The organism is Rhizobium sp. 10PS4 (assembly GCF_032464805.1).
GTDB lineage: Bacteria > Pseudomonadota > Alphaproteobacteria > Rhizobiales > Rhizobiaceae > Rhizobium > Rhizobium laguerreae.
The window spans coordinates 352,002-378,990 of sequence record NZ_JAWDIW010000001.1; the positions used below are offsets into that span (position 1 = coordinate 352,002).

Consider the following 26,989-nt stretch of genomic DNA (forward strand, 5'->3'; position numbering starts at 1 on the left):
GAAATGGAACAAAGCCTGGTCTTGGACGGTGAGAGTCTTGTTGCGCCCGGCGAGATTCGTCGGGTAGCAAGGAGGGTTGCTGCTCCAGATCCCGGCCACCTGATCGTTGCCCGGGCCGAGCTTGCCCTCAGCCTTGAGGTGTCGACCCGTCAGTTCAAATCCGGAGTCGAGCCTAGTGCGATCATCGAGCGACTTACCGACGCCTTGCATCAGATACGGCGGCGCTTTCATCCGGAGGTGTGGGACGTCCTCGTTCCGATCGCGCAATCCCATTCCGTTGCTCACTATCTCCATCAAGATCCGTTGACCCGCTGGTCGTTCGAAAAGCCGCGCGGCTATTCTGGCGACGCACGCCTTCTCGACTTCATCTACGGCAGACCTGAGATTGAGGACGATGTCGCATCAGCGAGCGACTTGGGACGTTCGATCTACGCCTACACTCGAATTGCTTCGTCATCCGTCGCGGTAAGGGAGCGTCGAGACATTCTAGCTCGCCGCGTTGACGAAATCGCTTCGGCCCGGCCTGGTTCGACCGAAGTCCTCGCCATCGCCGCCGGGCATCTCCGTGAGGGACCTTTATCGCGCGCGCTCAGCGCCGGCGCGATCAAACGCTGGGTGGCTTTGGATCAAGACCCGATGAGCGTTGGAACCGTCGCCCGCGATTTCGCCGGCACGTCCGTCGAGGCGGTGAACGGGTCGGTCAAATCCCTGCTCGGTGGAAGGCATGCGCTGGGAATGTTCGATTTCGTTTATGCCGCGGGCCTCTATGACTATTTGCCGGACGCGGTAGCCGTAAGGCTGACCAGAAAGTGCATCAGCATGCTGAAGCCTGGCGGTACATTCCTATTCGCAAACTTCTCCCCGGAAACGAACGTCGATGGCTATATGGAGACATTCATGAACTGGGCGCTGCTGTTGCGATCAGAACGAGAGATGGGCTTGATCGCCAGTGAAAGCGTGACCGGGGCGGATGTAAAGGTGTCTGTTTGGCCCGGCTCAAACCGCAACATTGTCTACTGTGAAATTCAAAAGCCGCAGTAGGCCGCACGCTGGCCGACATATAATGGCGTTTGAGCCAGTACCTGGGCGCTGCCGTCCGTTCCGGTAGTCTTCGGGGCAATTCCTCAGTTCAAATCCTGGGTCGACCCTATCAGAGGCTGCATGAGAAAGGTCGTGGCTGCTCTCCTCCACGGCCTTTAAGCTGTTTATCGGCCGGCGCTAATCAGGCGGCTTATGGCTGTGTCCAGCGTGGTCGTGCCCTTCACCGGGTCGCCGTCGAACCGGATCCAGCCGTCGTTGAAACCATCGATCATGCGCATCCGCGGGAGGGGGTTTTGCATGCCTTGGTCGGTGAAAATCTGCTCCCAGGTGTCGCGGGCGACCGGCTCTGCCCGGACGGGTTTTCCGAGGATGGACGAGAGGACAGCGGCGATTTCGTTGGGCGTGACGCCCTCTGGCCCCGTCAACTCGATGACCTGCTTGCCCACCCAGTCGTGCTGCAGCAATTCTGCCGCCTTGGCTCCGACGTCGAAGACAGAAACCATCGGATAGGGCTGATCGAGCGGCTGGAGGAAACTTGAGAGGACACATGTCTCGCGCGCCGGCGCGATATCCCAAGCCGTGTTTTCCATGAACCAGCCGGCACGCAGAAAGGCGATCGGCATTGGCAAGGCAGATAACTTCTGTTCAACGAGACCGAGCTGGCTCAAGAGGTTAGGTTCTCTGGCCTGCGCGCCGATGGTCGAGAGGCAAACGACCTTGGCGGGATCAGCAGAAAGAAGCGCGGTCTCCAGCGCCGCAATGACCGCGCGCACTTCCGTAAAGCCGGGGGTTGGATCGGAGGTGGGCGGGATCAGCAGAAAGACGCCGTCGGCGCCGGCGAAAGCCTTGGTGAGCGCATCGGCGTCGGTCATCTCGGCCAAGGCTAGGTCCGCGCCTTTGTCCTTCCATTCTGCTGCTTTCTCCGCATTGCGCGCGACGGCGCGTATCGGCACCCCCGCCTCCAGCAGACGCGCGGCGACGATGCCTCCGACTTGGCCAGTTACTCCGGTGATCACAAACATGGCTAGACTCCTTTGCTGCTCCGCCGCCAGCAGGTTGGCGGTTTGTTATGCCGATCATGTCCTTCGGAAGCCTTTGACTGAAGCGCGCTTCTGTCACATGATTGGTGACTAAAAATCACGGATACGCGATGTTTGACGGACGATTATTGAATGGCGTGAGCGTATTGGCCGCCGTTATCGAGAGCGGAAGCTTTGCGCGGGCAGCGGAGCTAATGGGATTATCGGCGTCGGGTGTCAGCCGCGCCATTTCGCGGCTGGAGGGGCGGATCGGTCTGCGGCTGCTCGATCGGACAACACGCACGATGCGGCTGACCGATGACGGCGCGCGATTCTACGAACAGGTGGCCCCACTCTTGAGCGGCATCGAAGAGGCTGCGCAGACTGCTGTTGGCGCCAGACAGGCGGTGCGTGGGCGACTGCGAGTCAATGTCGACCCATATTTTTCACGCCTTGTGCTCGGCCCGCGGCTCGGCGCCTTCCTCGATCGTTACCCGGATATTCAGATCGAGATCTTCACCCGCAACGAGATCGGTGATCTTGTTGCTGATGGCATGGACGTCGCGGTGCGCTTTGGCGAGCCTGCACAGAGGTCGCTTATTTCGCGCCTGTTGATGCAGACGCCCGTGATCACGATTGCGGCTCCCGCTTATATCGAGCGGCATGGTTGGCCGAGCCGTCCACAGGATTTGAGCGAGCATACCTGTATCCAGTTCCAGGATCCGCTGACCGCAAGGCCTTTCGAATGGGAGCTTCGGTCGGGTGACGAGGTCGTCTCGATCGAGACCCGCAGCCGCATTTTAGTCAACGATGCCGGCACGACCTTGGCGACCTGCCTTGCGGGGATCGGCATCGCGCAAGTCTTCACACTCGGGATGGCGGATTATCTGAACAATGGGCAGCTCGTGAACCTCTTTCCCGACTGGTCGGACGAGACATTCCCGCTCTACGCCTTCTATCCCTCGCGTCAGCATGTTCCGGCTAAGGTCAGGGCCTTTATAGATTTCTGCGTCGAGATCATCGAATAGACGGAGGCACCCCGTCGAGCGCCTCTGCTGGCTTGAGCCGGCCGCGGCTTTCTAGTTTCCGGAAGTTTATCGTCTGTTGGGTTCTTTCATGCTTGGGAGGAAGGCGTTCACATCTCCGGCCATAAAGCACCGTGTCAGATGCGTTCTATGCGGACCGGATACTCGCCGCGCACCAGCAACGGCTCGAAGCCATTGTCGAAGCGGCCGAGCCGGATCAGCCCGTCCCAGCAGCGGTAATCCGCGTAGAACAGGGCCAGGTTACCCCACGGTTTGAAGTAACAAAGGTCGCCCGGTTGCTCGTTTCCGAAAGCACCGCTGCCTTCTTCGGTCAGCTTGCGCGGCAGATGGACGATCTTTTCGTTCCTGCCGTAGTCTTCGATCTTGAGGTTCAGGGGCAGCATGGAAATGAGATCGCGCGCCGTCGGATTGTCGAAGAGTGTCGCGGTCAGGATCAGATTGTTGAAGCCAATCCTGATCCTGAGGTCTGTCGCCCCGTGACCCGTCGAGTTGTGCTCGTCCTGCCCGTGCGCCACAAGAGGGAGAGCGGCGGCGGCCAAGGTTCCGCCCAGCACCGCGCGACGGCTCATGAACTTGGATGTCATCGACATAGCGCGCCTCGCGTCAGACAGGTTGAGCCGTGGGCCGGAACAGGATTTCGTTGATGTCGACATCGTCCGGCTCGTTCACCGCGAAGGCGACCGTTCGGGCGAACGTGTCCGCGCCGATGGCGATGTTGCTGACGAACTCCTTGGTGCCTGCCTGGATGTCCTTCTCACTGATGTGCTCGAGCAGTTCGGTGCTCACCGCGCCGGGTGAAATGATCGTGGTGCGGATGTTGTACGGCTTCACTTCCTTCCGCAGCCCTTCGGAGAGGGCGCGCACGGCGAATTTCGTCGCGCAGTAGACGGTGGCACCCGGATCGACAACATGACCGTAGACGGAGGACACGTTGATGATGTGCCCCGACTTCTGCGCTTTCATGTGCGGAAGCGCTGCTGCGATGCCGTAGAGCACCCCTTTGATATTCACGTCGATCATGCGATCCCACTCGTCAACTTTGAGCCGTTCGAGCGGCGCAAGTGGCATCAGGCCGGCATTGTTCAGCATCACGTCGATGCGACCGAACGCGTTGACGGCCGTGTCGACGAGCTTCTTGACTTGATGTTGATCCGTGACGTCGGTTTGGACTGCTTTGGCCTTGTAGCCCCTGGCGCAAAGCTCCTCGGCCAGCTTGGCGATGCGGTCGCTACGCCGCGCGCCGAGGACGACGGAAGCGCCGCGCTCAGCAAGGTGACGCGCGGTGGCTTCGCCAAGCCCGCTGCTTGCTCCGGTGATGACGACCACTTTGTTTTGGATTCCTTGGGACATGATGATTTCCTGTTTTGAGGTTTCTAAAGGTTCAGGAACGGCGGCCGGCGAGCGCGGCGAGGACAGCCGAACCGGCGAGAAGGCAGGCGGCCAGAAGGAAGGTGCTCCACCATCCCGCGGTGTCGAACAGCATGCCGCCAGCGAAAGCGCCGCCTGCAATGGCGAGTTGGATCAGCGCCACCTGCAGTCCACCTGCCGCTTCCAATTCACCGGGAACGATAGCGGCCATCCAGGTATTCCAGGCGACCGGAATCGGCGTCGAGAAAAATCCCCACATGACGAGCAGGAATGCCGTAACCGCCGCGAACGGCCCGAGAGCGATCAGCAGCAGGGCTAGGAATGCAAGAGCGGCCGGCAGGCCTACGAGAACGCGGAGGAGGTGGCGTCGGGCGACGAAGCCGATCACGGAGGTTCCAGCTAGCCCGCCGACGCCGAGGCCGAGAAGCACCATGGACAGGACATTCAATTCCAGCCCCGTGACGCCTTCGAGGAACGGGCGAAGATAAATAGACAGTGCGTTCTGGCCAATGAAGGCCAAGCCGGTCGCCGCCATTCCTATCGCGAATGTGCGATTGCGTAGCAGCCCGAATATTCTGGCCACCGAGACGGTTGATGTCGCCGGCATCCTCGGCAGAACGACCAGTTGCCAGACGAGTGCGGCAATTCCGATCGGCACGGTAATGAAGAAGGTTCCGCGCCATCCGATCAACCCGCCAAGAAAACTGCCGAGCGGTGCGGCAAGGACGAGGGCGAATGCGGTGCCACCTTGAAGAAGCGCAATGGCCTTGGGCAGGTCGCGATCCGAAGTCAGGCGTGCCAGAATAGCCGTCGACAGCGACCAGAAGCCGCCGATCGAAACGCCGACCAGGGATCGTCCGAAGAGAAAGACAAGGAAGTTGGGTGCGAGGGCAACCGCCAAGCTCGATGCGACAAGGACCGCCGTATAGAGCAGGACGACAGACTTCCGGTCGATCTTCGCCAGGAAGGCATTGCCGAAAAGGCTGGTGATAACCGCAAAGACACCCGACACGGTGATCGCCAATCCGGCTTGCCCCTCTGAAATAGAGAGGTCCCTGGCGATTGGGGTCAGAAGGCTCACAGGGAGAAATTCCAGACCCACCAGAAGGAAAGTGAGAAGTGAGAGACAGGTCACAGCAGACCATGAGGTCGCCGTGTCGTCCGTCAGTGAGGTCTCATTCAATGTCAACTCGACGGTCATTCACGTTCTCCTGTCCGTTGCCAGATAGATAGCCGCACTGGTTTTGCGCGACTAGAAGCTATAATCTGAACGTCGTGATGAAGGAGATTCAACAATGCGGCGCGACGAGTTCACGGAAATGCGTGCGTTTCTGGAGGTGGCTCAGGAGCGGAGCTTCACGCGCGCTGCATCAAAGCTGGGAGTCACGCGCTCGGCGCTGAGCCATACGATCAGCGCGCTCGAAGCCCGGCTCGGCGTCCGGCTTCTCTCCCGCACGACGCGTGACGTCGCCCCGACGGCGGCCGGTACGCGCCTCGTGGAAACTATCCAGCCGCATTTCGAGAGCATCGCCGCCGGGATCAGTGCCCTCGGCGCGTTGCGCGACAAGCCTTCGGGCACAGTCCGCCTCGTATGTCCCGATGATGCCGTGGAGCTGGTCTTCCGTTCGAGGCTGCCGGCATTTTTACGGGATTACCCCGATATCACCGTGGAACTCATCGTCGACAATGGTTTCACAAATATCGTGGAGCGCCAATTCGATGCCGGCGTGCGGCTCGGCGAAGCGATTGCGCGCGACATGGTGGCCGTTCGCATCGGGCCCGATATCTCTTACGCCGTGGTTGGATCACCCGAATATTTTGCTGTCCACACTGTGCCTTCGACCCCGCATGGCTTGACGGACCACAATTGCGTCAACCTGCGTCTTCCGACGTCAGGCGCTCTCTATGCCTGGGAGTTTGAAAAGGATGGCCGCGAGTTCAGCGTTCGTGTGGAAGGCCAGCTCGTGATGAGCAACATAGGGCCGGCGATCAATGCCGCTCTCGATGGGGCGGGGCTGTCTTATGTGCCGAGGGACCTCATCAGGCAATATTGTGACAGCGGTCAACTGCACGAAGTGCTCGCGGACTGGGCGCCTACATTCCAGGGGTATCATCTCTATTACCCCAGCCGGCGCCATCCATCCCCTGCTTTCTCCGCTTTCGTTGAAGCCTTCCGCTACCGGTATCGGTAACCAACACTCATGTCGAGAGGCTCTGCCGGACAACGGGGCGCAACACGTTGCGGCCCTTGCTCATCGACGATTGCCGAGGGCTTTACCGGGCGCTGTCAATGATTGCGCCGCCGGCGTGGTGGAAAGAGTACGGCAAAAGCGTGCCGGTGAAACCGAACGCATGCGGTCGGAAAGCGAAAGCATGATGTCGAAAGGTGTGCGCAGCTGCTTTGGGCCGATCGCCGACAACAAGTTCACGAAAAACTCGAACCGGACTTGTCCCAGCCTTCCTTGACGGTTTCCATCGCGACATTCGTCGATGTGCTGGCAACGTGAGGCAGTGTCGAAATACGCTCGCCGAGAACGCGACGGTAGCGGCCGATATCGCGGGTGCGGATCTTCAGGAGATAGTCGAACCTGCCGGCGATCATATGGCACTCTTCGACTTCGCTGATCTTCTTGATGGCATCGTTGAAGCTCTTCAGCGCATGCTCCCGGGTATCGGAAAGCTTCACCTCGACGAAAGCAATATGGTCGAGTTGCATTTTCGACGGATTGAGGATGGCCTTGAAGCCTTCGATATATCCTTCGCTGATCAGCCTTTTGAAGCGGATCTGGCACGGCGTCTTCGACAATCCGACACGCGCCGCCAGATCGGTGATCGACAGCCTGCCGTCCTGGGCGAGTGCCGTGAGGATCTTTCTGTCGAACTGGTCCAATTCACTAAAGATGTCGGTTTCAGTAGCCATTTGAACTCTCGTGGGCGGATTAATAAGTTCATACAGCCTGGAAACTGTTGAAATCAAGTGAGATTGCGATTTGCGGATATGATAGATTATCTGCCGGGCAGAAGAGCGCTGAAATCGGTATCGGCGCCGCGCTCAACACGGGGATCATACATGCATAACAAAGAAGCGGATGACGATCGGACGCCGGACCTGCTCGCTCACTACCGGCCGCTGGCGATCAGGGCAGTGGCCGCGGCGCTCAGCCTCAAGCGCGACAGACCGGAAGCGCGCCCGCTGCGAGAGACGGAATATTCCGGCCCCGCCTTCACGGAGGATGCACAGTGGGACGACGAGCCCGGCATCTCATTCATCCGTTAAACCAGACATCGATTGATAGGTACTTTCATGTTGAACGCAGCGATCGACACCACGCCACCCAATGACCCTAGCAATGGCGCTCCGTTTTCCGGCTTTGCGCCGCCGATCCGACCGCAATCCGAACTTCGCCAGGCCATCACGGCAGCCTATCGCCGGCCGGAAACCGAATGCTTGCCGCCGCTCGTTGCAGCCGCGCGTGTCTCCGAGGCAAAACGCTATGACATTCGCAGCACGGCCCGCAGCCTGATCGAGGCGTTGCGCGCCAAGCACAAGGGGACCGGAGTCGAAGGGCTGGTGCAGGAATATTCGCTTTCCAGCCAGGAAGGCGTGGCGCTGATGTGCCTCGCCGAAGCGCTGCTGCGCATTCCCGACACCGAAACCCGGGACGCGCTGATCCGCGACAAGATCGCCGAGGGCAACTGGACCTCCCATATCGGCGGCGGAAAATCCATGTTCGTCAACGCCGCCACCTGGGGCCTCGTCGTCACTGGTAAGCTGACGTCGACGGTCAACGACCGGAGCCTGTCGGCAGCGCTGACGCGGCTGATCGCGCGCGCCGGCGAGCCTGTCATTCGTCGCGGCGTCGATATGGCGATGCGGATGATGGGTGAGCAGTTCGTCACCGGCGAAACGATTGCGGAGGCGCTGAAACGCGCCCGGCCGCTGGAAGCACGCGGCTTCCGCTATTCCTACGACATGCTGGGCGAGGCCGCGACGACGGGCGCCGACGCCGAGCGTTATTACCGGGATTACGAAAAGGCGATCCACGCCATCGGCAAGGCGTCGGACGGGCGCGGCATCTACGACGGCCCGGGCATTTCGATCAAGCTTTCGGCCCTGCATCCCCGTTACGTGAGGTCGCAGGCCGGCCGCGTGATGAGCGAGCTGCTGCCGAAGGTCAAGGCGCTGGCCGTTCTCGCCAAGACTTATGATATCGGCCTCAATATCGACGCCGAGGAGGCCGATCGGCTGGAGCTTTCGCTCGACCTCCTCGAGGAGCTTTGCTTTGCCCCTGATCTCGCCGGATGGAGCGGGCTGGGCTTCGTCGTGCAGGCCTATGGCAAGCGCTGCCCATTCGTCCTCGACTATATCATCGATCTCGCACGCCGCTCCGGGCGCCGGGTCATGGTCCGTCTCGTCAAGGGCGCCTATTGGGATGCGGAGATCAAGCGTGCCCAGTTGGACGGGCTCGACGACTATCCGGTCTATACCCGCAAGATCTACACGGATGTCGCCTACGTCGCCTGCGCGCGCAAGCTGCTCGATGCTCCGGATGCGGTCTTCCCGCAATTTGCCACCCATAATGCGCAGACGCTCGCCACGATCTATCGTCTGGCGGGTGCTGATTTCATCGTCGGCAAATATGAGTTCCAATGCCTGCACGGCATGGGCGAACCGCTCTACGACGAGGTCGTCGGAAAGGAAAAACTCGACCGGCCCTGCCGCATTTATGCGCCTGTGGGAACGCATGAGACGCTGCTCGCCTATCTGGTTCGACGCCTTCTGGAAAACGGCGCCAATTCCTCCTTCGTGCACCGCATCTCCGATCCGAATGTCTCGGTCGAGGCGCTGATCGCCGATCCCGCCGAAATCGTCGCGGCCATGCCCGTTATGGGCGCGCCCCACACGCAGATCGCCTCACCAAAGGCTCTTTACGGCAACGCCCGGGCCAATTCCGAAGGTCTCGATCTCTCGAACGAGGCCACCCTTTCGGATTTGGCTGAGGCGCTCATCTCCACGGCTGCTGCCCCGTGGCATGCGCTTCCCCTCCTTGCCGACGGCTCTACGGAGGGGGTGACGCGCGATGTTCTCAATCCTGCCGATCACCGGGATGTCGTCGGCACAGTGACCGAGGTGAAGGTCGAGGAGGCTGCGCGCATCGTTCGCATGGCGGCCGAGCATGCGCCGCAATGGGCCGCCGTGCCGCCGGCCGAGCGTGCCGCCTGCCTGGAGCGGGCCGCCGACATCATGCAGGCCCGCATCAAGGTGCTGATGGGCATCGTCATGCGCGAGGCCGGCAAATCCGCGGCCAATGCCGTCGGCGAGGTGCGTGAGGCGATCGATTTCCTGCGCTACTATGCCGAACAGGCTCGCAAGACGCTCGGCCCCTCGCATGCGCCCCTCGGCCCGATCGTCTGCATCAGCCCGTGGAATTTTCCGCTGGCGATTTTCACCGGGCAGGTCGCCGCAGCCTTGGTGGCAGGCAATCCCGTGCTTGCCAAACCGGCCGGCGTCACGCCGATCATCGCTTCGGAGAGTGTGAAGATCCTTCACGAGGCGGGCGTGCCTGTCGGTGCCCTGCAGTTCGTGCCCGGCAGCGGCCGTCTCGGCGCCGGCATGGTCGGGGCTGAGGAGACGGCAGGCGTCATGTTTACCGGGTCGACCGAAGTTGCGCGGATGATCCAGGCACAGCTGGCGGAACGGTTGTCGGCGAGCGGCAGGCCGATTCCGCTGATTGCCGAAACCGGCGGCCAGAACGGCATGATCGTCGACTCCTCGGCTTTGGCCGAGCAGGTGGTGGCCGACGTCATTGCGTCTGCCTTCGACAGCGCCGGTCAGCGCTGCTCGGCGCTCCGGGTTCTCTGCCTCCAGGACGATGTCGCCGACAGGACCCTCGCCATGCTGAAGGGCGCCTTCCGCGAGCTGACGATCGGCCGTACCGATCGGCTGAGCATCGATGTCGGCCCTGTCATCAACGACAGCGCAAAGACGGAGATCGACCAGCATATCGAGCATATGCGCGGCTTAGGCCGCAAGGTGGATCAACTGCCGCTGCCCGAAGGCGCTGCGGCGGGGACCTTCGTTCCGCCGACGATCATTGAGATCAAATCCCTGGCAGACCTGACGAGGGAGATCTTCGGCCCGGTCCTGCACGTCATCCGCTTCAAGCGAAACGGGCTCGACCGTTTGATCGACGACATCAACGCATCGGGTTATGGTCTGACATTCGGGCTTCACACCCGGCTTGACGAAACGATCGCGCATGTGACCAGCCGCATCAAGGCCGGAAACCTCTATGTCAACCGGAACATCATCGGCGCCGTCGTCGGCGTGCAGCCTTTCGGCGGCCGTGGCCTGTCGGGAACCGGTCCGAAGGCCGGCGGTCCACTTTATATCGGCCGGCTGGTGCAGCGTGCGCCCGTGCCGCCGCAGCAGGATTCCGTTCATACGGACCTTGCCCTTCGTGACTACATCGTCTGGCTCGACAAGCAGGGCTTATCGGGCGAGGGCGAAGCGGCGCGTGGATATGCCAGCCGCTCGGCGCTCGGTCTCGAACGCGAACTCACCGGTCCGGTCGGGGAGCTCAATCTCTACGCGCTCCATCCCCGCGGCCGTATTCTCGTCGTGCCGCAGACGGAAGGCGGGCTTCATCGCCAGGTCGCCGCAGCCCTTTCAACCGGCAACCACATCGTCGTGGACGCGGGTTCCCTATCGAAATCAGTCCTGGCGGATCTTCCGGCGGCTGTCGCCGGCCGGATTTCCTGGACCTCGGATTGGGAGAAGGACGGGCCGTTCTCAGGCGCGCTCGTCGAAGGGGATCGCGACAGGGTTCTGGCCGTCAATCGGAAGATCGCTCACCTGCCCGGTCCGCTTCTGCTGGTCCAGGCCGCGACGGTCGAGGATTTGGCGAGCGATCCCGAAGCCTATTGCCTGAATTGGTTGCTGGAGGAAGTGTCGACCTCGATCAACACCGCGGCTGCCGGCGGCAACGCAAGCCTGATGGCCATCGGCTGAGTGACAAGACGAGGGCGCAGAAAAACGCCTTCGTCTGAAGAAGCCCGTTCCAAGGATGTTCATAGGGCAAAGGCGTGTTCCGGCGTGCGGTGCGCGTAAAAGCCGCTTGACAAAACGCGTCTGCCGCGACTATTGGGTAATCGATAACCCAAGGAGGATGGTGCGGATCGTGACAGTATCTCTTTCTGACATCGCGGAACGTGCGGGGGTCTCGGTAAAGACGGTTTCCGGCGCATTGCACGGCGGCTCGGCCCGCATGTCGGACGATACGCGCCAGAAGGTCAAGGCCATTGCGGAAGAGCTCGGCTACGTGACCAACCTTGCGGCGCGTGGCGTGCGACAGGGCTGGCTGCCGCTGGTCGGCGTCGTCTCCGACGGCCTCATCACGTCGCCCTTCGCTACCGAGATCGTACGTGGCCTCGATGGGGCAGCCCGCAGCGCCGGCATGGCGGTCTTTGCGGTCAACCACCGCAGCGGCCAGTCTATAGGCTCGGTGCTCGACGAGGTGCAGCAGTTCCGGCCGCGCGCCGTTGCTTATGCCGCCATGTACCACAAGGATGTCGCCCTGCCGGACAGGTTGGCGGGAGCCGTCGGCGTGATGATCAACTGCCGAGAGGCTGCCGGCCGCGTCACCGCGTTGGTCCCGGACGAAGAGGGCGGTGCGCGGGAGATCGTGCATTATCTCCTCGTCGCCGGCCGCCGGCGCATCGCCTTCATCAATCTGCCGGGCATTCTCGCCGGCACGCTACGCGAGATGGGGTTTCGTGCGGCGCTTGAGGAGGCGGGCATCGACCCCGTCGGCGTGTTGCCGGCGGTGCGCCGCAGCGTCTACAGCGACCGCGCGCCCAGCCTTGTTGCCTCTCATGTGGAGGCGCTTCTGAAATCCGGTCAACGGCCTGACGCCATCTTGTGCGGCAATGACCGCGTGGCGATGGAAGTCTATGCGGCGCTTGCCCGCGCCGGCCTTCGCATTCCGGATGATATCGCGGTGGCAAGCTTCGACAACCAGGTCGAGATTGCCTCGCGGCTGGACCCGCCATTGACGACGATGGCCCTGCCGCACCGCGCCATGGGCCGCCTTGCCATGGAGATCCTCCTGGCCGAGCAGCCCGAACCGCCGCATCTGCATAAACTGCCGTTCCATCTGGTCGAACGGGCATCCGTCTGAACATCGAGTGTCTAACAGGAGGAGAATATCAATGAGCACTTCAATGGGTAATCGTTTACTTTCCGCAATCCTAGCGTCCGCCGCGCTGGTCGCGACCGCCGGTTTCGCCGAGGCGAAGACCGTCATCCACGTCATGCACCAGGGCGATCCTGGCTGGGTGAAGGCCTATGGCGACGTTGCCGCCCGCTTTGAGGCCGCCAATCCCAATGTCGACATCGAGATGATCTACGCGCCGCACGATGCCTATAACGAAAAGTTCAGCGCCGCCGTCATGGCCAAGCAACTGCCCGATATCATGGAACTCGATGCTCCGTTCCTCGCCAATTATGTCTGGTCCGGCTATCTGCAGCCCGTCAAGCCGCTCATTGACAAGGACCTGCTCGATGACATGACGGATTCGAATATCGCCCAGGGCACCTATCCGATCGACAAGGACCTCTATGCGATCGGCCTCACCGACTCCTCGGTCGTGCTCTACGGCAACAAGAAGTATCTTGAAGCCATTGGCGCCCGCATTCCGAAATCGGTCGACGATGCCTGGACCCGCGAGGAATTCGAAGGCTATCTCGAAAAGCTTTCCAAGCTCGAAGGCGTGAAGTGGCCGATCGACACCTTCCGAGGTTACGGCATCAAGACCGAGTGGATCACCTATGCCTACGGCCCCCTGCTCGAAAGCGCCGGCTGCGACCTGATTGACCGCAAGACTTGGAAGGCCAGCGGCACGCTCGATGGCGAGGCCTGCGTCAAGGCGCTGACGATGATGCAGGACTGGGTGAAGAAGGGCTGGGTCGTACCGACTTCGTCGGGCACCAACCAGTTCTACGCCGAGGGACAGCCGGCCGCGCTCGCCATGGGCGGCCACTGGTTCTACGCGGAGGCATCGGCAGCGATGAAGGACAATATCGTCGTCATGCCACTGCCGAAGATCGGCGACAAGGGCGTGAGCCCGAACGGAACCTGGATCTGGGGCGTTTCCGCGACCTCGGAGAACCCTGAGATCGCCGGCAAGTTCCTGAGCTTCCTGCTGAAGGACAAGGAGTATCGGGAGTACGCCAAGACCCAGTCCGCCTATCCGGGCCTGAAGAGCTTCGCCGCCGGTTCCCCGCTCTATGCGGAAGGCGGTCCGCTCGCCGTCGCCTTTGAGCAGGCTTCCAAGACCGCGATCGCCCGTCCGCCGCACCCGGCATATCCGACGATCACTTCGGCCTTCATGCAAGCCGTCGACAAGATCTTCAACAGTGGTGACGCGCAGGAAGCGCTGACGGCCGCTGCCAAGAAGATCGACGAGGATATCGAGGACAACGCCGGCTACCCGCCCTTCGACGAGCAGCAGTAAGGGGTTTTGACGGGGCCGGTTCGTCCTGCCGGCCCTGGACCATCTCGGGAAGGACGACCGATGAGGAGGAAACAATGACTTTGCAACAGACCTCCACGCCCGCTTTGCGGCGTCCGGCAAAACGCCGCGACAGGCAGCGCCTGTGGCAGGAAATGGCGATGATCGCGCCTGCCTTTCTGCTTCTGGCGATATTTCTGATCACGCCGTTCCTCTTGTCCTTCTGGACGGCGATGACCAACCAGCCGCTCGTGCCGCGCCCGACGCCGGTGCGCTTCGTCGGTCTGCTGAATTTCGAGCGCGTCTTCACCGATCCGCTGTTCTGGACCTCGCTGTGGAACGTCACGCGCTTCACCGTCTGGGTGCTGCCGCTGCAGTGCGGCCTCGCCTTCCTGACCGCGCTACTCCTGCATCAGAAGCTGCCGATGCAAAACCTGCTGCGCGGCCTGTTCTTCCTGCCGGCGATCACCTCCATGGTGGTGGTCTGCGTCATCTGGGGCACGCTGTTCCAGTATCCGAACGGCCCGCTCAACCAGATCGTCGGTTTCCTTTCCGGCGGCACGATCCAGCCGATCGACTGGCTCGGCGACCCCAACTGGGCGATGTTTTCCATCGTGTTGCTTTCAGCCTGGCAGGCCTATGGCTTTCAGATGATCATCTATCTCGCCGGCCTGCAGGGCATTCCCGAAGAACTATACGATGCCGCCCGCATCGACGGGGCAAGTGCGCTGCGCCGCTTCTGGCACGTCACCATGCCCGGCCTTCGCCCGACCCATGTCTTCGTGCTTGTTATCACGACCATCCAGGCCTTCAAGCTTTATACGCAGGTGGCGATCCTCACCCAGGGCGGCCCGAACGAAAGCACCGAAACCGTTGTCCACTACATGGTGCGCGCCGGCTTCGAGGAGCAGAAACTCGGCTACGCATCGGCCGTTTCCGTCATCCTCTTCGTCATCGTTCTTCTGATCGCGCTCCTGCAACGCAAACTCCTGAGGCGCTTCGATGTCTGATCTCGCTTTGAGCCAGCCCGTCCCGCTGGCAATCGCAAGGGGCAACGGCAAGAGAAACCTGCGCATCGTGCAGAGCCTCTGCATCCTGGTCATCGCGCTGGTGATGATCTCGCCGCTGTTCATGCTGCTGATCGCCAGCCTGAAGGACGACCGCTTCCGCATCCTCGCCGACATGGGCAGCTTCCGCGCCTTCTGGGTCAGCGACCCGACTCTGTCGAATTACAAGGAGATCGCCCATTTCTCCGGCGAGCTGGCATACGGCCGATATCTCTTCAATTCGCTGGTGATCCTCGCCGCCACAGTCGTCTCGGGTCTGGTCGTCAACTCTATGGCGGGCTTCGTTCTCGCCTGGGGTTCGCTGCGCGGCAAGGCGGCGCTCTTGGCGCTGGTCGTCGCGCTCTATGTCATCCCGCAGGAAAGCATCATCATGCCGCTCGTCGTCATGATGTCGCGGGCGGGGCTGACGGATACATTCGCGGTGCAGATCCTGCCCTGGGTGGCAAGCCCGCTTTATGTCTTCCTCTTCTACCAGTTCTTCGCGCAGCTGCCGAAAGAACTCTATGAAGCGGCGGAAATGGACGGCGCATCGGCCTTCCGCATCTACCGGTCGATCTACATGCCGCTCAGCCTGCCGGCGCTCGCCACGGTCTCGATCCTCATGGGCATCGAAAGCTGGAACCAGTATCTCTGGCCGACGCTGGTCACCCAGACCGACTATGCTCGGCCGATTGCCGTCGCCATCGCCACCTTCTTCGGACAGGACAGCATCTACTGGGACCGCGCCATGGCCGCCTCGGTGCTGATGATGATCCCCGTCCTCATTCTCTATCTGGCTTTCCAGCGCTGGTTCGTCAGTTCATTCGTCGGCTCCGCCGTGAAAGGTTGATCATGTCTCTGCAGGCAAAATCCGAAACGTCAGCACCTGAAACCATTGAAGCGGAACTGCCCGAAGGCACGGTGCTGCATCTCTGGCTGAAGGCGCGCCATGCCGGCGGCGAGGCGAAGCTCTTCGTCGCCGTTGATGGCAACGACATCGGCGAGCCCTCGACCCGCCGCACGGGGGAATTTGAGTTCTTCGCTGTGACACTCGCGAAGGGCGGTCGTGCCACGCTGTCTTATGATGCGACAACCACCGCGCTCTCCGTCGTTTATGCCTTCCGACCAGAAGCCGTAATGAAGGAGGGCATCCGCGTGCTGCACAGCGATGCCCGCACCGCCGCCCCCGACGTGCCCAACAGCTACCACTTCCGCCCGCCCTTCGGCTGGATGAACGATCCGAACGGTTTTGGACGGTTCGGCGGAAACGTTCACCTCTTCTACCAGCATTATCCTCATGAGCCGCGCTGGAACACGATGCACTGGGGCCATGCCGTCTCGAGGGATTTCGTCCGCTGGAGGCATCTGCCTATGTTCCTCTTTCCGGCGGCGCATCTATCGGAAAAGGACGATGGCCGCGGCGGCGCCTTCTCCGGCTCGGCGATCCCCGGTGCCGACCCAGAGGAAATCCGCGTCTTTTACACCGAGCATGTGCGTGACCGGCAACCGGAAGAGCAAATCCAGCTTTCCGCCGTCAGCCGCGACGGCATCGTCGCCGACCCTTCGGAAATCGTGATGCCGCTGCGCCCGGAAGACTTGAACCTCACAACCGATTTCCGCGACCCCTATGTGTTCAAAGGCCCGGACGGCCGCTGGAAGATGCTGCTCGGCAGCCGCGACAGGCAGGGCGGCGTCGTACTGCTCTATGAAACCGCAGACGCGCTAGGCGCCGATGGCTGGACCTTCCTCGGCATCATCCATCGCGAGGACGGTTTCGGCATGACAGCGGCGGAATGCCCCTGCATGGTGCCGCTTTCCGGCAAAAACGCGGAAACCCGCTGGGCGCTGATCTTCGGTCTGCTCACCAGCCGCGACCCGGCCACCGGCCGCCGCAACCTCACCTCCGTCACCGTCGGCGGTTTCGATGGCCGCACCTTCACTGCGGAGTTCGAGCAGGAGTTGGATTTCGGTTCGGATGCCTATGCCTTTCAGGCCTTCGTTGATGGCGACGAGCCGGTCGGCATCGCCTGGCTCGCCAACTGGACGGATTTTTCCAAGAAGGACGATTTGCCGACGGCCATGACCCTTCCGCGCCGGATGCTCCTCGCTGGCAACACCGTGCTGACCCCGCCGGTCGCAGCCGTCGAAAGCCTGCGCCATCAGTTGCTGGACGACACCGCGCTTGCCGCCGGCAAGACCGTGCCGCTCGGCACCGGCGCCGTCGAGATCGTACTTGATCTCACCGAGCCGGGCGCCGCCTTCGATCTCACCTTCGATCATCCGGACGTCGATCTAGGAGTGAAAGTCGATGCCGATGGTCTGGCGATTGTCTTCGACGCCCGCACCGGTATGACGCCGCCACGTTACGTCGCCACCGGCGCGAAACCGTCGAGCCTGCGCATCTTCCTCGATGCCGGCTCCATCGAGGTCTTCGCTGACAACGGCCGCTGGACGGGATCCAAACGGATTCCGGGCTTTGCCGCCGCACGTTCGGCAACGCTCACCGGCGCCGTCGCCGGGGCCGGCGTCTGGCAACTGAAACTGTGAGGAGGGACAGATAATGGCATCAGTAGTAATCGACCGGGTTCTGAAGCAATACGGCGCGGCCTCCGTTATCCACGGGGTTTCCGCGGATATCGAGGACGGTGAGTTCGTCACGCTCGTCGGTCCGTCCGGCTGCGGCAAGTCCACGCTTCTGCGCATGCTGGCGGGGCTAGAGGATATCAGCGGCGGTGAAATACGCATCGACGGTCGCGTCATGAACGACGTCGCGCCGAAGGAGCGCGATATCGCCATGGTGTTCCAGTCCTACGCGCTCTATCCGCACATGACGGTGCGCGAAAATATGGGCTTTGCCTTGAAGCTGCAGGGGCGCGATAAGGCGACAATCAACAAGCTGGTGAGCGAAGCCGCCGCCATCCTCGCACTTGAACCGCTGCTGGAGCGCCTGCCGAAACAGCTTTCCGGCGGCCAGCGCCAGCGCGTCGCCATGGGCCGCGCCATCGTACGCCATCCGAAAGTGTTCCTCTTTGACGAACCGCTGTCCAACCTCGACGCCAAGCTGCGGGTGACAATGCGCAGTGAAATCAAGGAGCTGCATCAGCGCCTTGGCACGACCATCGTTTACGTCACCCATGACCAGATCGAGGCGATGACCATGGCCGACAAGATCGTCGTCATGCGCGCCGGCCGCATCGAGCAGATCGGCAAGCCGCTCGATCTCTACGACCGCCCGGATAACACCTTCGTTGCCGCCTTCATCGGCTCGCCGTCGATGAACCTCTTCGAGGGTGGCGTCAGCGACGGCGGCTTCCGTATTGAAGGCGGTGTTTCCCTGCCGCTTCCGCCGCAATTGAGCCACTGCGCGGCACGCACCTACGGCATCCGCCCGGAAGACCTCGACATTGCGGAGACGGGCATTCCGGCCACCGTACTGACTGTCGAGCCGACCGGTGCGGAGACCCATCTTTCGGTGCGCGTCGGCACGCAGACGGCAACCATCGTGCTGCACCGACGGGTGGATTTAAAACCTGACCAGCAAATCCACCTCGCGCCCAAATCCGAGAAAATCCACCTCTTCTCCGCCGAAGGCAATCGGCTAGGCTGATCCCCCGGCGCCTCCCGCTGAGCCGCGTCCGTCATTTGACGCGCGTGGTTCGGTGCCGGTGCCATCCAGCCTTGCGACATCTTAGTTTTGGGTGTTCGGCCCTTCAGTTGATCGAATTAGCCAATTGCGCGGCGATCTGTTGCCACGCGCCTGCCAAACGTGCTCCGCGGGCGGTGCAGGCAGCAGCGACCGGACCGTCCCGCCCATCACCAGACGTTCAAGAACCGTCCGCTTTTCGTGGATACTCATTTCCGTGTCGTCCACCTCGACGCCGTCGGTCACAAAGAAGGATTACGGCTCGATGGAGGTGGAGATCGCCTGGATATTACCTCTTACGATTTGTTGACTTACCTGCGGTTGAACAATAACTTGCTAATTTTGTCATTAGGCTTGTCCTCACATGACGGACCAATCTATTCAGCGTCGCCTTGCCGCCATCGTCGTTGCCGATGTGGTGGGTTATACACGCCTGATGGAGGCTGATGAAGTCGCAACGCTGGCGAACCTCAGGGAACTCCGTTCTGGCGTTATCGAGCCGGCTGTAAAGCGCCACAAGGGTCGCATCTTCAAGGTCATGGGCGACGGATTCTTAATCGAATTTGGTAGCGCGGTCGACGCGGTCGCAGCAGCATTGGAAATGCAACGGGCCACCACTGCTGTTGAGGCTTCCGGAGAACGGCGCCTGCTTTTGCGTATAGGCGTCAATCTGGGAGATGTCATTGACGACGGTTCAGACATCCTCGGCGACGGCGTCAATGTCGCGGCGCGACTGGAGACGCAGGCCGCACCGGGAGGTATATGCATTTCAGCCAAAGTTCACGGCGAGATCGTCGGCAAGATCGGCGACCGGTTCTTTGATGCAGGCGAACGCTACCTAAAGAACCTGACTCGCCCGGTCCGCGTGTGGCATTGGCCGGATGCGCTGCAGAGCACATTGCCGCTGCCCGAATGTCCCTCGATCGCTGTATTGCCGTTCACGAATATGAGTGGGGATGAAGCGGACGCGCCTTTCGTCGACGGCTTGACCGAAGACCTGATCACCGACCTTTCCCGTACGGCTGGCCTGTTCGTCATCGCGCGCAATTCCGTGTATTGCTACAAGGGCAAGCCGGTCGACGTGCGGCTGGTCGCCCAGGAACTCGGCGTCCGCTACGTCCTAGAGGGGAGCGCCAGACGCACAATGGGCCGTGTCCGCATCAATGCCCAATTGATCGACGCGCTTGGCGGCCAGCACTTGTGGGCCGACCGGTTTGACAGGACGGTGGAAGATGTTTTCGAATTACAGGATGAAGTTAACGCCAAGATTGTTGAAGCCCTCGTCGGCCGGTTGACCATCCCGAAGCAGCGCAATCGGCCGAAGAACCTTGAGGCGTACGATCTGTGTGTGCGCGCGCGCCTCCTGACGGAAGAGTCGCCGCAAACTGAACGTGAGGCCTATATGCTGCTCCAACGCGCGGTCAAGCTCGAGCCATCATATGCCGAGGCGCTCGGTCTGCTCGCCTATAACCGTTGGCTTGCCTGGACTCATTTCGGCGAGCCCGAAGATCCTAACCGTCGGATGGCGGTGACGTTCGCGCAGAAGGCGGTCGACCTAGATCCCAACGATGCCGGCTGCCGTTACGTTCTGGGGACCATTTTGGCTTATGAGCGGCGATGGGAGGAATCGGAGGCCGCCTTCGCCAAGGCCCTGGAGCTGGACCCCAACCACGCCGACACCTGGGCCGCCATGTCGGACATGTCCGTGCTGGACGGCAGGGTTGCCGACGGACTAGCGCAAATCGAAAAAGCTCTGCGGCTCAATCCCCATCCAACCTGCTGGTATCTTTGTCATCTTGGGCAGGCGCAGTACGCCGCGCGTGACTATGAGGCGGCAGCCGCGACACTCCGCAGGGAAGACACGTATCGTACCAACTCACGCAAATTCCTGGCTGCTACGCTTGCGCAGTTGGGCCACCTTGAGGAGGCGCGGCGAGAAGCAGAATTGTTCCTGATCGCCCACCCTCATTTCACGATCGGCCACTGGCTCAGCTCCCAGCCGCTGCGCGATGCATCTGTACGAGATCACTTTGTCGACGGCTTTCGAAAGGCCGGCCTGCCGGAGATGTGACAGCGGGTGGGAACAATCGCGACGCGTTCGAGGACTTTATCAACGGATATGCGCTGCGCGAGAACGGTGGTCTGGATCGCAGTGCCAAGCTTCGTCAGACGCTCCACAAAACGCGTCAACCAGCCCGAGTCTCGCATGATTTTTCCGCTGGACCGCTTGCATCATGGTGGCGACGAGCCCGTAGCCGCGAATTCATCATACCGTAAGGTTGTCGTTACCATCGAGGGCCTCAGGCCTACTGAGCGAATCCGAGGCTCGCGATCCCAATTCCCCCCACCAGGATCAGGCTCGCGGCCCACACGATATCGAGATTGAACCAGCTTTGTGAGATGAACTTGGGTCCGAGCCATCGATAGACGGCAATGGCGATAACGCCGCCACTTACAATCATAGCGGCCGCGTGGACCACGGAGACGGCGGTGGCGGTGATCAGATTACCGGTCATGAGCGTGGCAGCCGCTCGGTGTCCGACATCCGGTTGCGCGGCCAAGCATAGGCCTAGATAAATCGGCACCAGCATCAGCCCGGCGCCATGCGCGGTGGCAGCCGCGAAGGACCACAACGCCAGTTGCGCCGGCGGGATACGGGCAAGAACACGCGGGTGGCGCCGGTTGATCAAGAGATAGATTCCGGCTGCGATCACGATCAACCCGGCTGCGATGCGGATCTGTCGTTCCCAGACAATTAGCGTCAGCATCGCGCCGAAGGGCAGCAGGATGCCAATCATCGCCACAAAGTGGCCCATTGCCAAAAGGCCGAGCGCCCGGAACAATTCGCTGGCACGTCTGTCCAACAGTCCGGCCGAGACGGCCAACGGCCAGCCCATGCCGGGGTTGACGCCATGATAAATGCCGCTGGCGATGACGGCCAACCAGAGAGACCCGGCAGTCGTCCACTCGCTCATCGCTTCATTGATCCGAGCAGTCCGTTACACCGATGGATAGCAAAATGAATCCGTTGAGCAATCGCCGCCTTCCAAACGAATCTGGTGCGAGCGATACCCCTCGGGGAACTTGACAAAAAAGTCCTTGTCCAGGGTGATCCCACCGTTCTCGCCGACACTGCCCTTGACCATGGCTGCCGGGATGCCATCGGGATAGAATTGGTCATCCCAGGTCGAATACAGGGAGTTGGTCCAGTAAACGCGTTTGCCGTCGCGGCTGATCTCGACCATCTGCGGTCCGCCCCTGTAGTCGCCGCCGCCGGGATGCTTGGTCTTGCGCGTGATGCCGCCAATATGGACGGACCCTGCAAGCTTAGGCTTCATAGGATCGGTGACGTCATATTGGCGCATCTCACCGGTCCCCCAGCAGGATACGTAGAGGAAGCGGTCATCGAGCGATAGGTCTATGTCGGTTACCAGCGGCGGGACCGCCTCGAAGCCCTGCAAAAGCGGGGGAAGGTCATCTTTCGCGGCTGCCTCGGGCGGGATAGTCGCCGTCTTTTCGCAATGAAATTTGCCGTCCTCGCGCCACCATGTCCAGATCGATCCCTCAAGGTTTGTCGTGTCAACGACCACTCCAAGGAAACCGTATTCTTTTACCGGGTCATGGGCGGGGCGGACTTCCAGTGCCATCTGGTGATTGGCTCCCAGATCAATGGTCTGCACGTTCCTGCGTTCGCGCAAATCCCAGAAATGCACCCGGTGTCCATATTTGTTCGACAGGAGATCTTCCGGGATGATGCCCTTCTCGAACTGCGGCGGAAGTGCCCACTCGCTCGATACCATGTAGTCGCGTGGCAGGTTCCACCAGAAATCATACTGCTTGTCCTGTGGCCCACGATCGATCTCATAGCGCCCGATGACATCGAACGTCTCGCAATCCATGACAAAGATGCCGGGAGGTCCGTCGGTGCCCTCAGGGCCACCGCCCCCAAGCGTCGAGACATAAATACCTTCCGGACCGCAGTGAATCGTATGAGGCCTAGAATAGCCCGTCTTGGCAAACACTTCTTCTGGCTCGATGACCTTGTGGATTTTGGCTTTGGTCGGTCCGCCCTTGGTGTCTATTACGTAGATGCGCGAAGATCGAATACCGGGAATGATCAGAAACCGGCGCTCGAGAAACGGGTGACCGTTCAGCGGCGAAAGGGCCGAAGAGCACGCGTTCCAGCCGAAGTGGTGAAACTCGTCGCCCTTGTTTGGCATTATCACGCTATGGACGACCTTGCCGTAGTCCTTTGACTTCGGGTCTACGTCAACTATTGCTAATCCATCAGGCCGAGAGAAGTCGGGACTCAACATCAAAGTGTACGCAAAATTTTCGACTGGCGCCTGCATTGCGAGCTTGGCAGTCGCGTGGAAAGTCCGGTCTGGCCGTACAGTCATCGTCGTCCTCCCTTGGCGGGTTAAGCAGCCCGTCAGACAATCAGGGCACGACCTGCGTTTGGACGCCCGCCGAAAACGTCGAGACGCTTTGTTGTTCGCACGCTATTTTCATCCGACTTTGAAGAATCTCACGGATTCTAGAGAACTACAATCTCGATTTGCACCGGAAGAGGAATCAATGACATGGACTACAGATTCTACGAGGAGCTTGGTTGGCTTCAAAAAATCGATGCCCGGCGGCCGTGCGAAGCCATCGTTACGAGTGATACTGTTATCCCAACATTGAGCGGCCGGCGAATTCAGCATTGCCAACATGCGCACACAAGGGTGGCGAGATCATCGAGGTGACTGGCCGCTAGGTCCTGTCGGTCAATGACGCTCGGAAGTATGTGGCGGCGGCGCTTCGCCCGCCGATGTCCCTGATCTCCTGAGGGGATGTCTCCTGAGTGGACGCCTTCGGAAATCCCTCCGATATGCAAGGGAACCTGGTGCTCAATGAGAGCAGGCAGAAGTGATTGCTCAGGCGTAAGGCGTGGCCTGCCAGTGCAGCGTTCAGGCGGCGGGTTCCCTTATCGACCGCGGCGAGAATCGGTTGGTATTCATGCCGCCGCGTGCCATCCATCGCGGATATGGCGGTAGCCTTCGCGATAGACCGCTTCAGGTGTCTCGGAAAAGTCGCGCCAGACCTTTGTCGCGGCGGCGAGTTCCTTGAGCGCCCGACCGAAGGCCTCGATTGTCAGCCACCCGTCGTAGCCGCTCGCGCGAAGTGCCTTGAACGTCTCGGCCCAGGGAATGTTGCCACGCCCTGGTACGCCGCGGTCGTTCTCAGAAATGTGGACATGCACGATGCGGTCACTGTTTCGCGTGAAGGCGCCGATGGGATCGGCCTCTTCAATATTGCTGTGGAAGGTGTCGTACATGGCGCGGATATTCGGATGTCCGACCGCGTCGATATGGGTCGCAAGGTCGTCCATCGTGTTGAACAGATAACATTCGAAGCGGTTGAGCGCCTCAAGTCCGATCGTGACGCCGTGCTTTGCTGCATGATCGCCGATCGCGCGTTGCGAGGAAACCGAGCGCTTGAGTTCCGCCGCGCTCGGCCCGCTTCCGGAAAATTTGCCGAGCGTCGAATGCAGCGGCCCGCTCAGCATCGTCGCCCCAAGCGCATCGCTGCAGTCGATTGCCCATTTCACGAAGTCGATGCCGCGCTTGCGGGTCGCGGCGTCGGGGGCGATCAGGTTCATCTGCGGGTCGCCCATGGCGGAAACGGCGGTCCGTTCTAGGCCGATCCGGTCGAGCAAGGCCCCCAGCCGCCGGTAGTCGTCGGGTGCGCCCGAAAAGATCGGGATCTCGACACCATCAAACCCCGTGGCCTTGATATCGCGCAACAATGCCTCGTGTTTGCTGCCGACAGCTGTCGTCCAGAGGAACATGCACATCCCGATCTTCATCTCTCCCCCCTTCGCCTTGCGGCCATTGCGCGGCGGCTTAAGCCGATCAACATCCTCAGATCTGGTCATACCAAATTTGCGCATCAGGTCAAGCTGCGGTGCTCGCCGCTTGGAGCTAGGATTCCGTGCGTAAGTGGTGAAATGTCGTAATAAACAGCCGAATGCGCCAGATGTATTGGTGTTTCAAGGCCGTCTTGCAGAGGCTCTGGAATTGGGTTAGATCTTTCAGACAACAAGAATTGGCCAAACCAGATTGTAGCAGCAACGGGATTGGCCAGCGATAAGGTGACGTTTCGATGCCAAGCGGCTGTCGAGCGTGGCCGCAACAGCCTAGGAGGAACCTCATGCATCTTTCCACACACAACTGGATGCGGGCGGAACCGCTCGCCGTCACGCTGAAGCGCATCAAGAAATATGGCTACGAGAGCATCGAGATATCCGGCGAACCGGCACAGTACGACGTCAACGAGACGCGTGCGCTGCTGAAGGAGCATGGCATCCGCTGCTGGGGCGCCGTTACGCTGACGCTCGGCGAGCGCAATCTTGCTGCCAGGGATGAAGGCCAGCGCGCCAGGTCGGTGGACTATGTCAAGAGCGTCATCACCATGGTCAGCGAACTCGATGGCGAGATCGTCACCCTGGTGCCGGCCACCGTCGGCAAGGTGGTGCCGGATGGGACCGAGGAGGAAGAGTGGACATGGGTGGTGGACGCTACCAAGGAGTGTTTTGCCCATGCGCAGAAGAGGGGTGTGCGCATTGCCGTCGAGCCGCTCAACCGTTTCGAGACCTATTTCTTCAACCGTGCCGCCCAAGCGCTGGCGCTCGCCGATGCCGTCAGCCCCGTATGCGGGGTGTGCCTGGATGCCTTCCACCTGAACATCGAGGAGGAAGACATGTATGAAGCGATCCGGCTCGCTGGAAAGCGCCTGTTCGATTTCCACGTCGCCGATAACAATCGTTTTGCCGCCGGCCTCGGCCATCTCGACTGGCCAAAGATCATCGGCACGCTGAAGGAGATTGGTTACGACGGCGCCGTCACCAACGAATTCGTCGCTCCGGTCGACCGGACGCCGGCCGCCAAATATCCGGACATGGTCGAGAGAAACCCTGTCGACATACCCCCGGAGCAGCTGAAATTCATCCAGGATCACGGCTCGAGCCTTCTCACTGAGAAGTTCTACGACGATCAGATGCGGATCACTGCCGAGACGATCCTGCCGCTGATCAAGTAACGAACGGAAAGACATATGCCATGCGGCTCGCGGGCCGTGAGGGGCAGGGGATCCGAGACATGCGCATCAAGACCGTAGAGGCCTGGTGGATCAAAATTCCCATCGAGGCCAGCCGCCAACACCGCAGCGACTTCGGCCGACTGACGACCTTCGATAGCGCTATCCTGCGGATCGAAACGGACGACGGCATCGTGGGCTGGGGAGAGGGTAAGAATGCCGCGGGCAGTGCGGGCACCTACGGCACGCTGGTCCACATGATCAACCACGAGGTGGGGCCGAAGCTCATCGGCCGCGATCCTGCCGACATCTCCACCATATGGGAGATGCTTTACAACGGCGTACGCCACGAGACGGCGGCGCGTTCGGGCCACGCCATGCCCGAGATCGCGCGGCGCGGCCTTTCCGTCGCGGCGATCAGCGCGGTCGACATAGCGCTCTGGGACATTCTCGGCAAGTCGCTCGGCGTCCCGGTCTGGAAGCTGCTGGGTGGCCGTAAGGCCGACAGGTTGCCCGCCTATGCCTCGGGTGGTTGGGAGAGTGCTGAGCGGATCGGTGATCAACTCCGGTCCTATATCGCGGCCGGCGGCTTCAAGTCAGTCAAGATGCGTGTCGGCGCGATGGATCGTGCGCCGCATGTCTCGGCATCGCGCGTGCGGGCGGCTCGCAAAGCGGTCGGGCCCAACGTCGACCTGATGGTCGATGCGCACGGGACGTATACTGTTGCCGATGCCAAGCGCTTCATCCAGATGGTTGCCGATTGCGACCTCGCCTGGTTCGAGGAGCCGGTGATAGCGGATGACAAGCCGGGCATGGCGGAGGTGCGCGCGGCTGGGAACGTGCCGATCGCTGCCGGCGAGAGCGAGGCGACGCGTTTTGCCTTCCGAGATCTTGCCATGCTTCGGGCCGCCGACATATTCCAGCCGGATCCCGCCTTCTGCGGCGGCATTACCGAGGCGATGCGCATCAGTTCGCTCGCCAGCGCCTTTAATCTCCGTTTCGCGCCGCATCTTTGGGCCGGTGCGCCCTGCTTCTTTTCCGGCCTGCACTTGTGCGCGGCTTCCCCGGCAAGCTTCATCATCGAATATTCGCTTGGCGCAAATCCGATGATCCATGATCTTGTCGAGGACACTGTGTCGGTGAAGGACGGTATGATAGAGATCCCGGACCGGCCTGGCCTGGGCTTCACGATCAATCAGCGGGTCCTGGAGACTTACGCGCAAAGACAGTGAC

At 61.1% G+C, this 26,989-nt stretch carries 22 protein-coding genes; 14 read left to right on the forward strand and 8 right to left on the reverse strand.

The window, feature by feature from the left end; translation table 11 throughout:
• Nucleotides 1-3 precede the first annotated feature (3 nt).
• Nucleotides 4-1,041, forward strand: coding sequence for a class I SAM-dependent methyltransferase (locus tag RWJ89_RS01590; protein WP_168281111.1), 1,038 nt, complete (start codon nucleotides 4-6; stop codon nucleotides 1,039-1,041).
• A 164-nt stretch (nucleotides 1,042-1,205) separates the two neighbouring features.
• Here RWJ89_RS01590 and RWJ89_RS01595 read toward each other — a convergent pair whose 3' ends face one another.
• Nucleotides 1,206-2,063: an NmrA family NAD(P)-binding protein gene (locus RWJ89_RS01595; RefSeq protein ID WP_316030455.1), complete on the reverse strand. Its 858-nt coding sequence runs from the start codon at nucleotides 2,061-2,063 to the stop codon at nucleotides 1,206-1,208.
• Between the two features lie 128 nt (nucleotides 2,064-2,191).
• Here RWJ89_RS01595 and RWJ89_RS01600 point away from each other — a divergent pair, with 128 nt between their 5' ends.
• Complete coding sequence (locus RWJ89_RS01600) at nucleotides 2,192-3,088, forward strand: LysR family transcriptional regulator (RefSeq protein WP_168255784.1); 897 nt, start codon at nucleotides 2,192-2,194, stop codon at nucleotides 3,086-3,088.
• Nucleotides 3,089-3,222: 134 nt separating this feature from the next.
• Here RWJ89_RS01600 and RWJ89_RS01605 read toward each other — a convergent pair whose 3' ends face one another.
• Genes RWJ89_RS01605 through RWJ89_RS01615 form a run of 3 tightly spaced genes read right to left on the reverse strand, consistent with a single transcriptional unit; the run spans nucleotide 3,223 to nucleotide 5,675 of the window.
• Entirely contained in the window at nucleotides 3,223-3,696 is a 474-nt protein-coding gene (locus RWJ89_RS01605) for a cyclophilin-like fold protein (RefSeq protein WP_168281107.1), read from the reverse strand.
• A gap of 13 nt (nucleotides 3,697-3,709) precedes the next feature.
• Nucleotides 3,710-4,456: an SDR family oxidoreductase gene (locus tag RWJ89_RS01610; RefSeq protein WP_077976801.1), complete on the reverse strand. Its 747-nt coding sequence runs from the start codon at nucleotides 4,454-4,456 to the stop codon at nucleotides 3,710-3,712.
• Between the two features lie 31 nt (nucleotides 4,457-4,487).
• Nucleotides 4,488-5,675 carry an MFS transporter gene (locus tag RWJ89_RS01615; protein ID WP_131662619.1) on the reverse strand — a complete coding sequence of 396 codons (1,188 nt, stop codon included), beginning with the start codon at nucleotides 5,673-5,675 and terminating at the stop codon, nucleotides 4,488-4,490.
• A gap of 94 nt (nucleotides 5,676-5,769) precedes the next feature.
• Between RWJ89_RS01615 and RWJ89_RS01620 the strand changes: the two genes are divergently transcribed.
• On the forward strand, nucleotides 5,770-6,666 hold the full coding sequence (locus RWJ89_RS01620) for a LysR family transcriptional regulator (protein WP_168281103.1): 897 nt from the start codon (nucleotides 5,770-5,772) through the stop codon (nucleotides 6,664-6,666).
• A 233-nt stretch (nucleotides 6,667-6,899) separates the two neighbouring features.
• Here the strand turns inward: RWJ89_RS01620 and RWJ89_RS01625 are convergent, their stop codons facing one another.
• Complete coding sequence (locus RWJ89_RS01625) at nucleotides 6,900-7,394, reverse strand: Lrp/AsnC family transcriptional regulator (protein ID WP_316030456.1); 495 nt, start codon at nucleotides 7,392-7,394, stop codon at nucleotides 6,900-6,902.
• A 150-nt stretch (nucleotides 7,395-7,544) separates the two neighbouring features.
• On the opposite strand from RWJ89_RS01625, the gene RWJ89_RS01630 reads away from it, so the two are divergent.
• The 9 genes from RWJ89_RS01630 (at nucleotide 7,545) to RWJ89_RS01670 (ending at nucleotide 20,747) form a co-directional block, all read left to right on the forward strand.
• Nucleotides 7,545-7,751 (forward strand): hypothetical protein, encoded by a 207-nt coding sequence (locus RWJ89_RS01630; protein WP_222010364.1) that lies wholly within the window; start codon nucleotides 7,545-7,547, stop codon nucleotides 7,749-7,751.
• A 27-nt stretch (nucleotides 7,752-7,778) separates the two neighbouring features.
• Nucleotides 7,779-11,486, forward strand: a complete 3,708-nt coding sequence (gene putA / locus RWJ89_RS01635; RefSeq protein ID WP_316030457.1) for a trifunctional transcriptional regulator/proline dehydrogenase/L-glutamate gamma-semialdehyde dehydrogenase — start codon at nucleotides 7,779-7,781, stop codon at nucleotides 11,484-11,486.
• Between the two features lie 157 nt (nucleotides 11,487-11,643).
• Nucleotides 11,644-12,654, forward strand: coding sequence for a LacI family DNA-binding transcriptional regulator (locus RWJ89_RS01640; protein ID WP_168281567.1), 1,011 nt, complete (start codon nucleotides 11,644-11,646; stop codon nucleotides 12,652-12,654).
• Between the two features lie 43 nt (nucleotides 12,655-12,697).
• Nucleotides 12,698-13,990: an ABC transporter substrate-binding protein gene (locus tag RWJ89_RS01645; protein WP_316030546.1), complete on the forward strand. Its 1,293-nt coding sequence runs from the start codon at nucleotides 12,698-12,700 to the stop codon at nucleotides 13,988-13,990.
• A gap of 74 nt (nucleotides 13,991-14,064) precedes the next feature.
• Entirely contained in the window at nucleotides 14,065-14,997 is a 933-nt protein-coding gene (locus RWJ89_RS01650; RefSeq protein ID WP_316030458.1) for a carbohydrate ABC transporter permease, read from the forward strand.
• Nucleotides 14,990-15,883: a carbohydrate ABC transporter permease gene (locus RWJ89_RS01655; protein ID WP_131662624.1), complete on the forward strand. Its 894-nt coding sequence runs from the start codon at nucleotides 14,990-14,992 to the stop codon at nucleotides 15,881-15,883. Before RWJ89_RS01650 ends, RWJ89_RS01655 begins: the two co-directional genes overlap by 8 nt.
• Before the next feature lie 2 nt (nucleotides 15,884-15,885).
• Entirely contained in the window at nucleotides 15,886-17,580 is a 1,695-nt protein-coding gene (locus RWJ89_RS01660) for a glycoside hydrolase family 32 protein (protein ID WP_316030459.1), read from the forward strand.
• A gap of 13 nt (nucleotides 17,581-17,593) precedes the next feature.
• Entirely contained in the window at nucleotides 17,594-18,640 is a 1,047-nt protein-coding gene (locus RWJ89_RS01665) for an ABC transporter ATP-binding protein (RefSeq protein WP_168281095.1), read from the forward strand.
• Between the two features lie 400 nt (nucleotides 18,641-19,040).
• Entirely contained in the window at nucleotides 19,041-20,747 is a 1,707-nt protein-coding gene (locus tag RWJ89_RS01670) for an adenylate/guanylate cyclase domain-containing protein (RefSeq protein WP_222060814.1), read from the forward strand.
• Between the two features lie 235 nt (nucleotides 20,748-20,982).
• Here RWJ89_RS01670 and RWJ89_RS01675 read toward each other — a convergent pair whose 3' ends face one another.
• The 3 genes from RWJ89_RS01675 to RWJ89_RS01685 all read right to left on the reverse strand — a co-directional run bounded on the left by RWJ89_RS01675 (nucleotide 20,983) and on the right by RWJ89_RS01685 (nucleotide 24,527).
• Nucleotides 20,983-21,651, reverse strand: coding sequence for a hypothetical protein (locus tag RWJ89_RS01675; RefSeq protein ID WP_221946496.1), 669 nt, complete (start codon nucleotides 21,649-21,651; stop codon nucleotides 20,983-20,985).
• 24 nt (nucleotides 21,652-21,675) lie between these two features.
• Nucleotides 21,676-23,076: a selenium-binding protein SBP56-related protein gene (locus RWJ89_RS01680; protein WP_316028235.1), complete on the reverse strand. Its 1,401-nt coding sequence runs from the start codon at nucleotides 23,074-23,076 to the stop codon at nucleotides 21,676-21,678.
• Between the two features lie 599 nt (nucleotides 23,077-23,675).
• Nucleotides 23,676-24,527 (reverse strand): sugar phosphate isomerase/epimerase family protein, encoded by an 852-nt coding sequence (locus RWJ89_RS01685; protein ID WP_316030460.1) that lies wholly within the window; start codon nucleotides 24,525-24,527, stop codon nucleotides 23,676-23,678.
• Nucleotides 24,528-24,871: 344 nt separating this feature from the next.
• Between RWJ89_RS01685 and RWJ89_RS01690 the strand changes: the two genes are divergently transcribed.
• Together RWJ89_RS01690 and RWJ89_RS01695 are read left to right on the forward strand one after the other, a co-directional pair.
• Entirely contained in the window at nucleotides 24,872-25,759 is an 888-nt protein-coding gene (locus tag RWJ89_RS01690) for a sugar phosphate isomerase/epimerase family protein (protein WP_316030461.1), read from the forward strand.
• Nucleotides 25,760-25,818: 59 nt separating this feature from the next.
• Nucleotides 25,819-26,988 carry a mandelate racemase/muconate lactonizing enzyme family protein gene (locus RWJ89_RS01695; RefSeq protein WP_316030462.1) on the forward strand — a complete coding sequence of 390 codons (1,170 nt, stop codon included), beginning with the start codon at nucleotides 25,819-25,821 and terminating at the stop codon, nucleotides 26,986-26,988.
• Nucleotide 26,989: the final 1 nt, after the last annotated feature.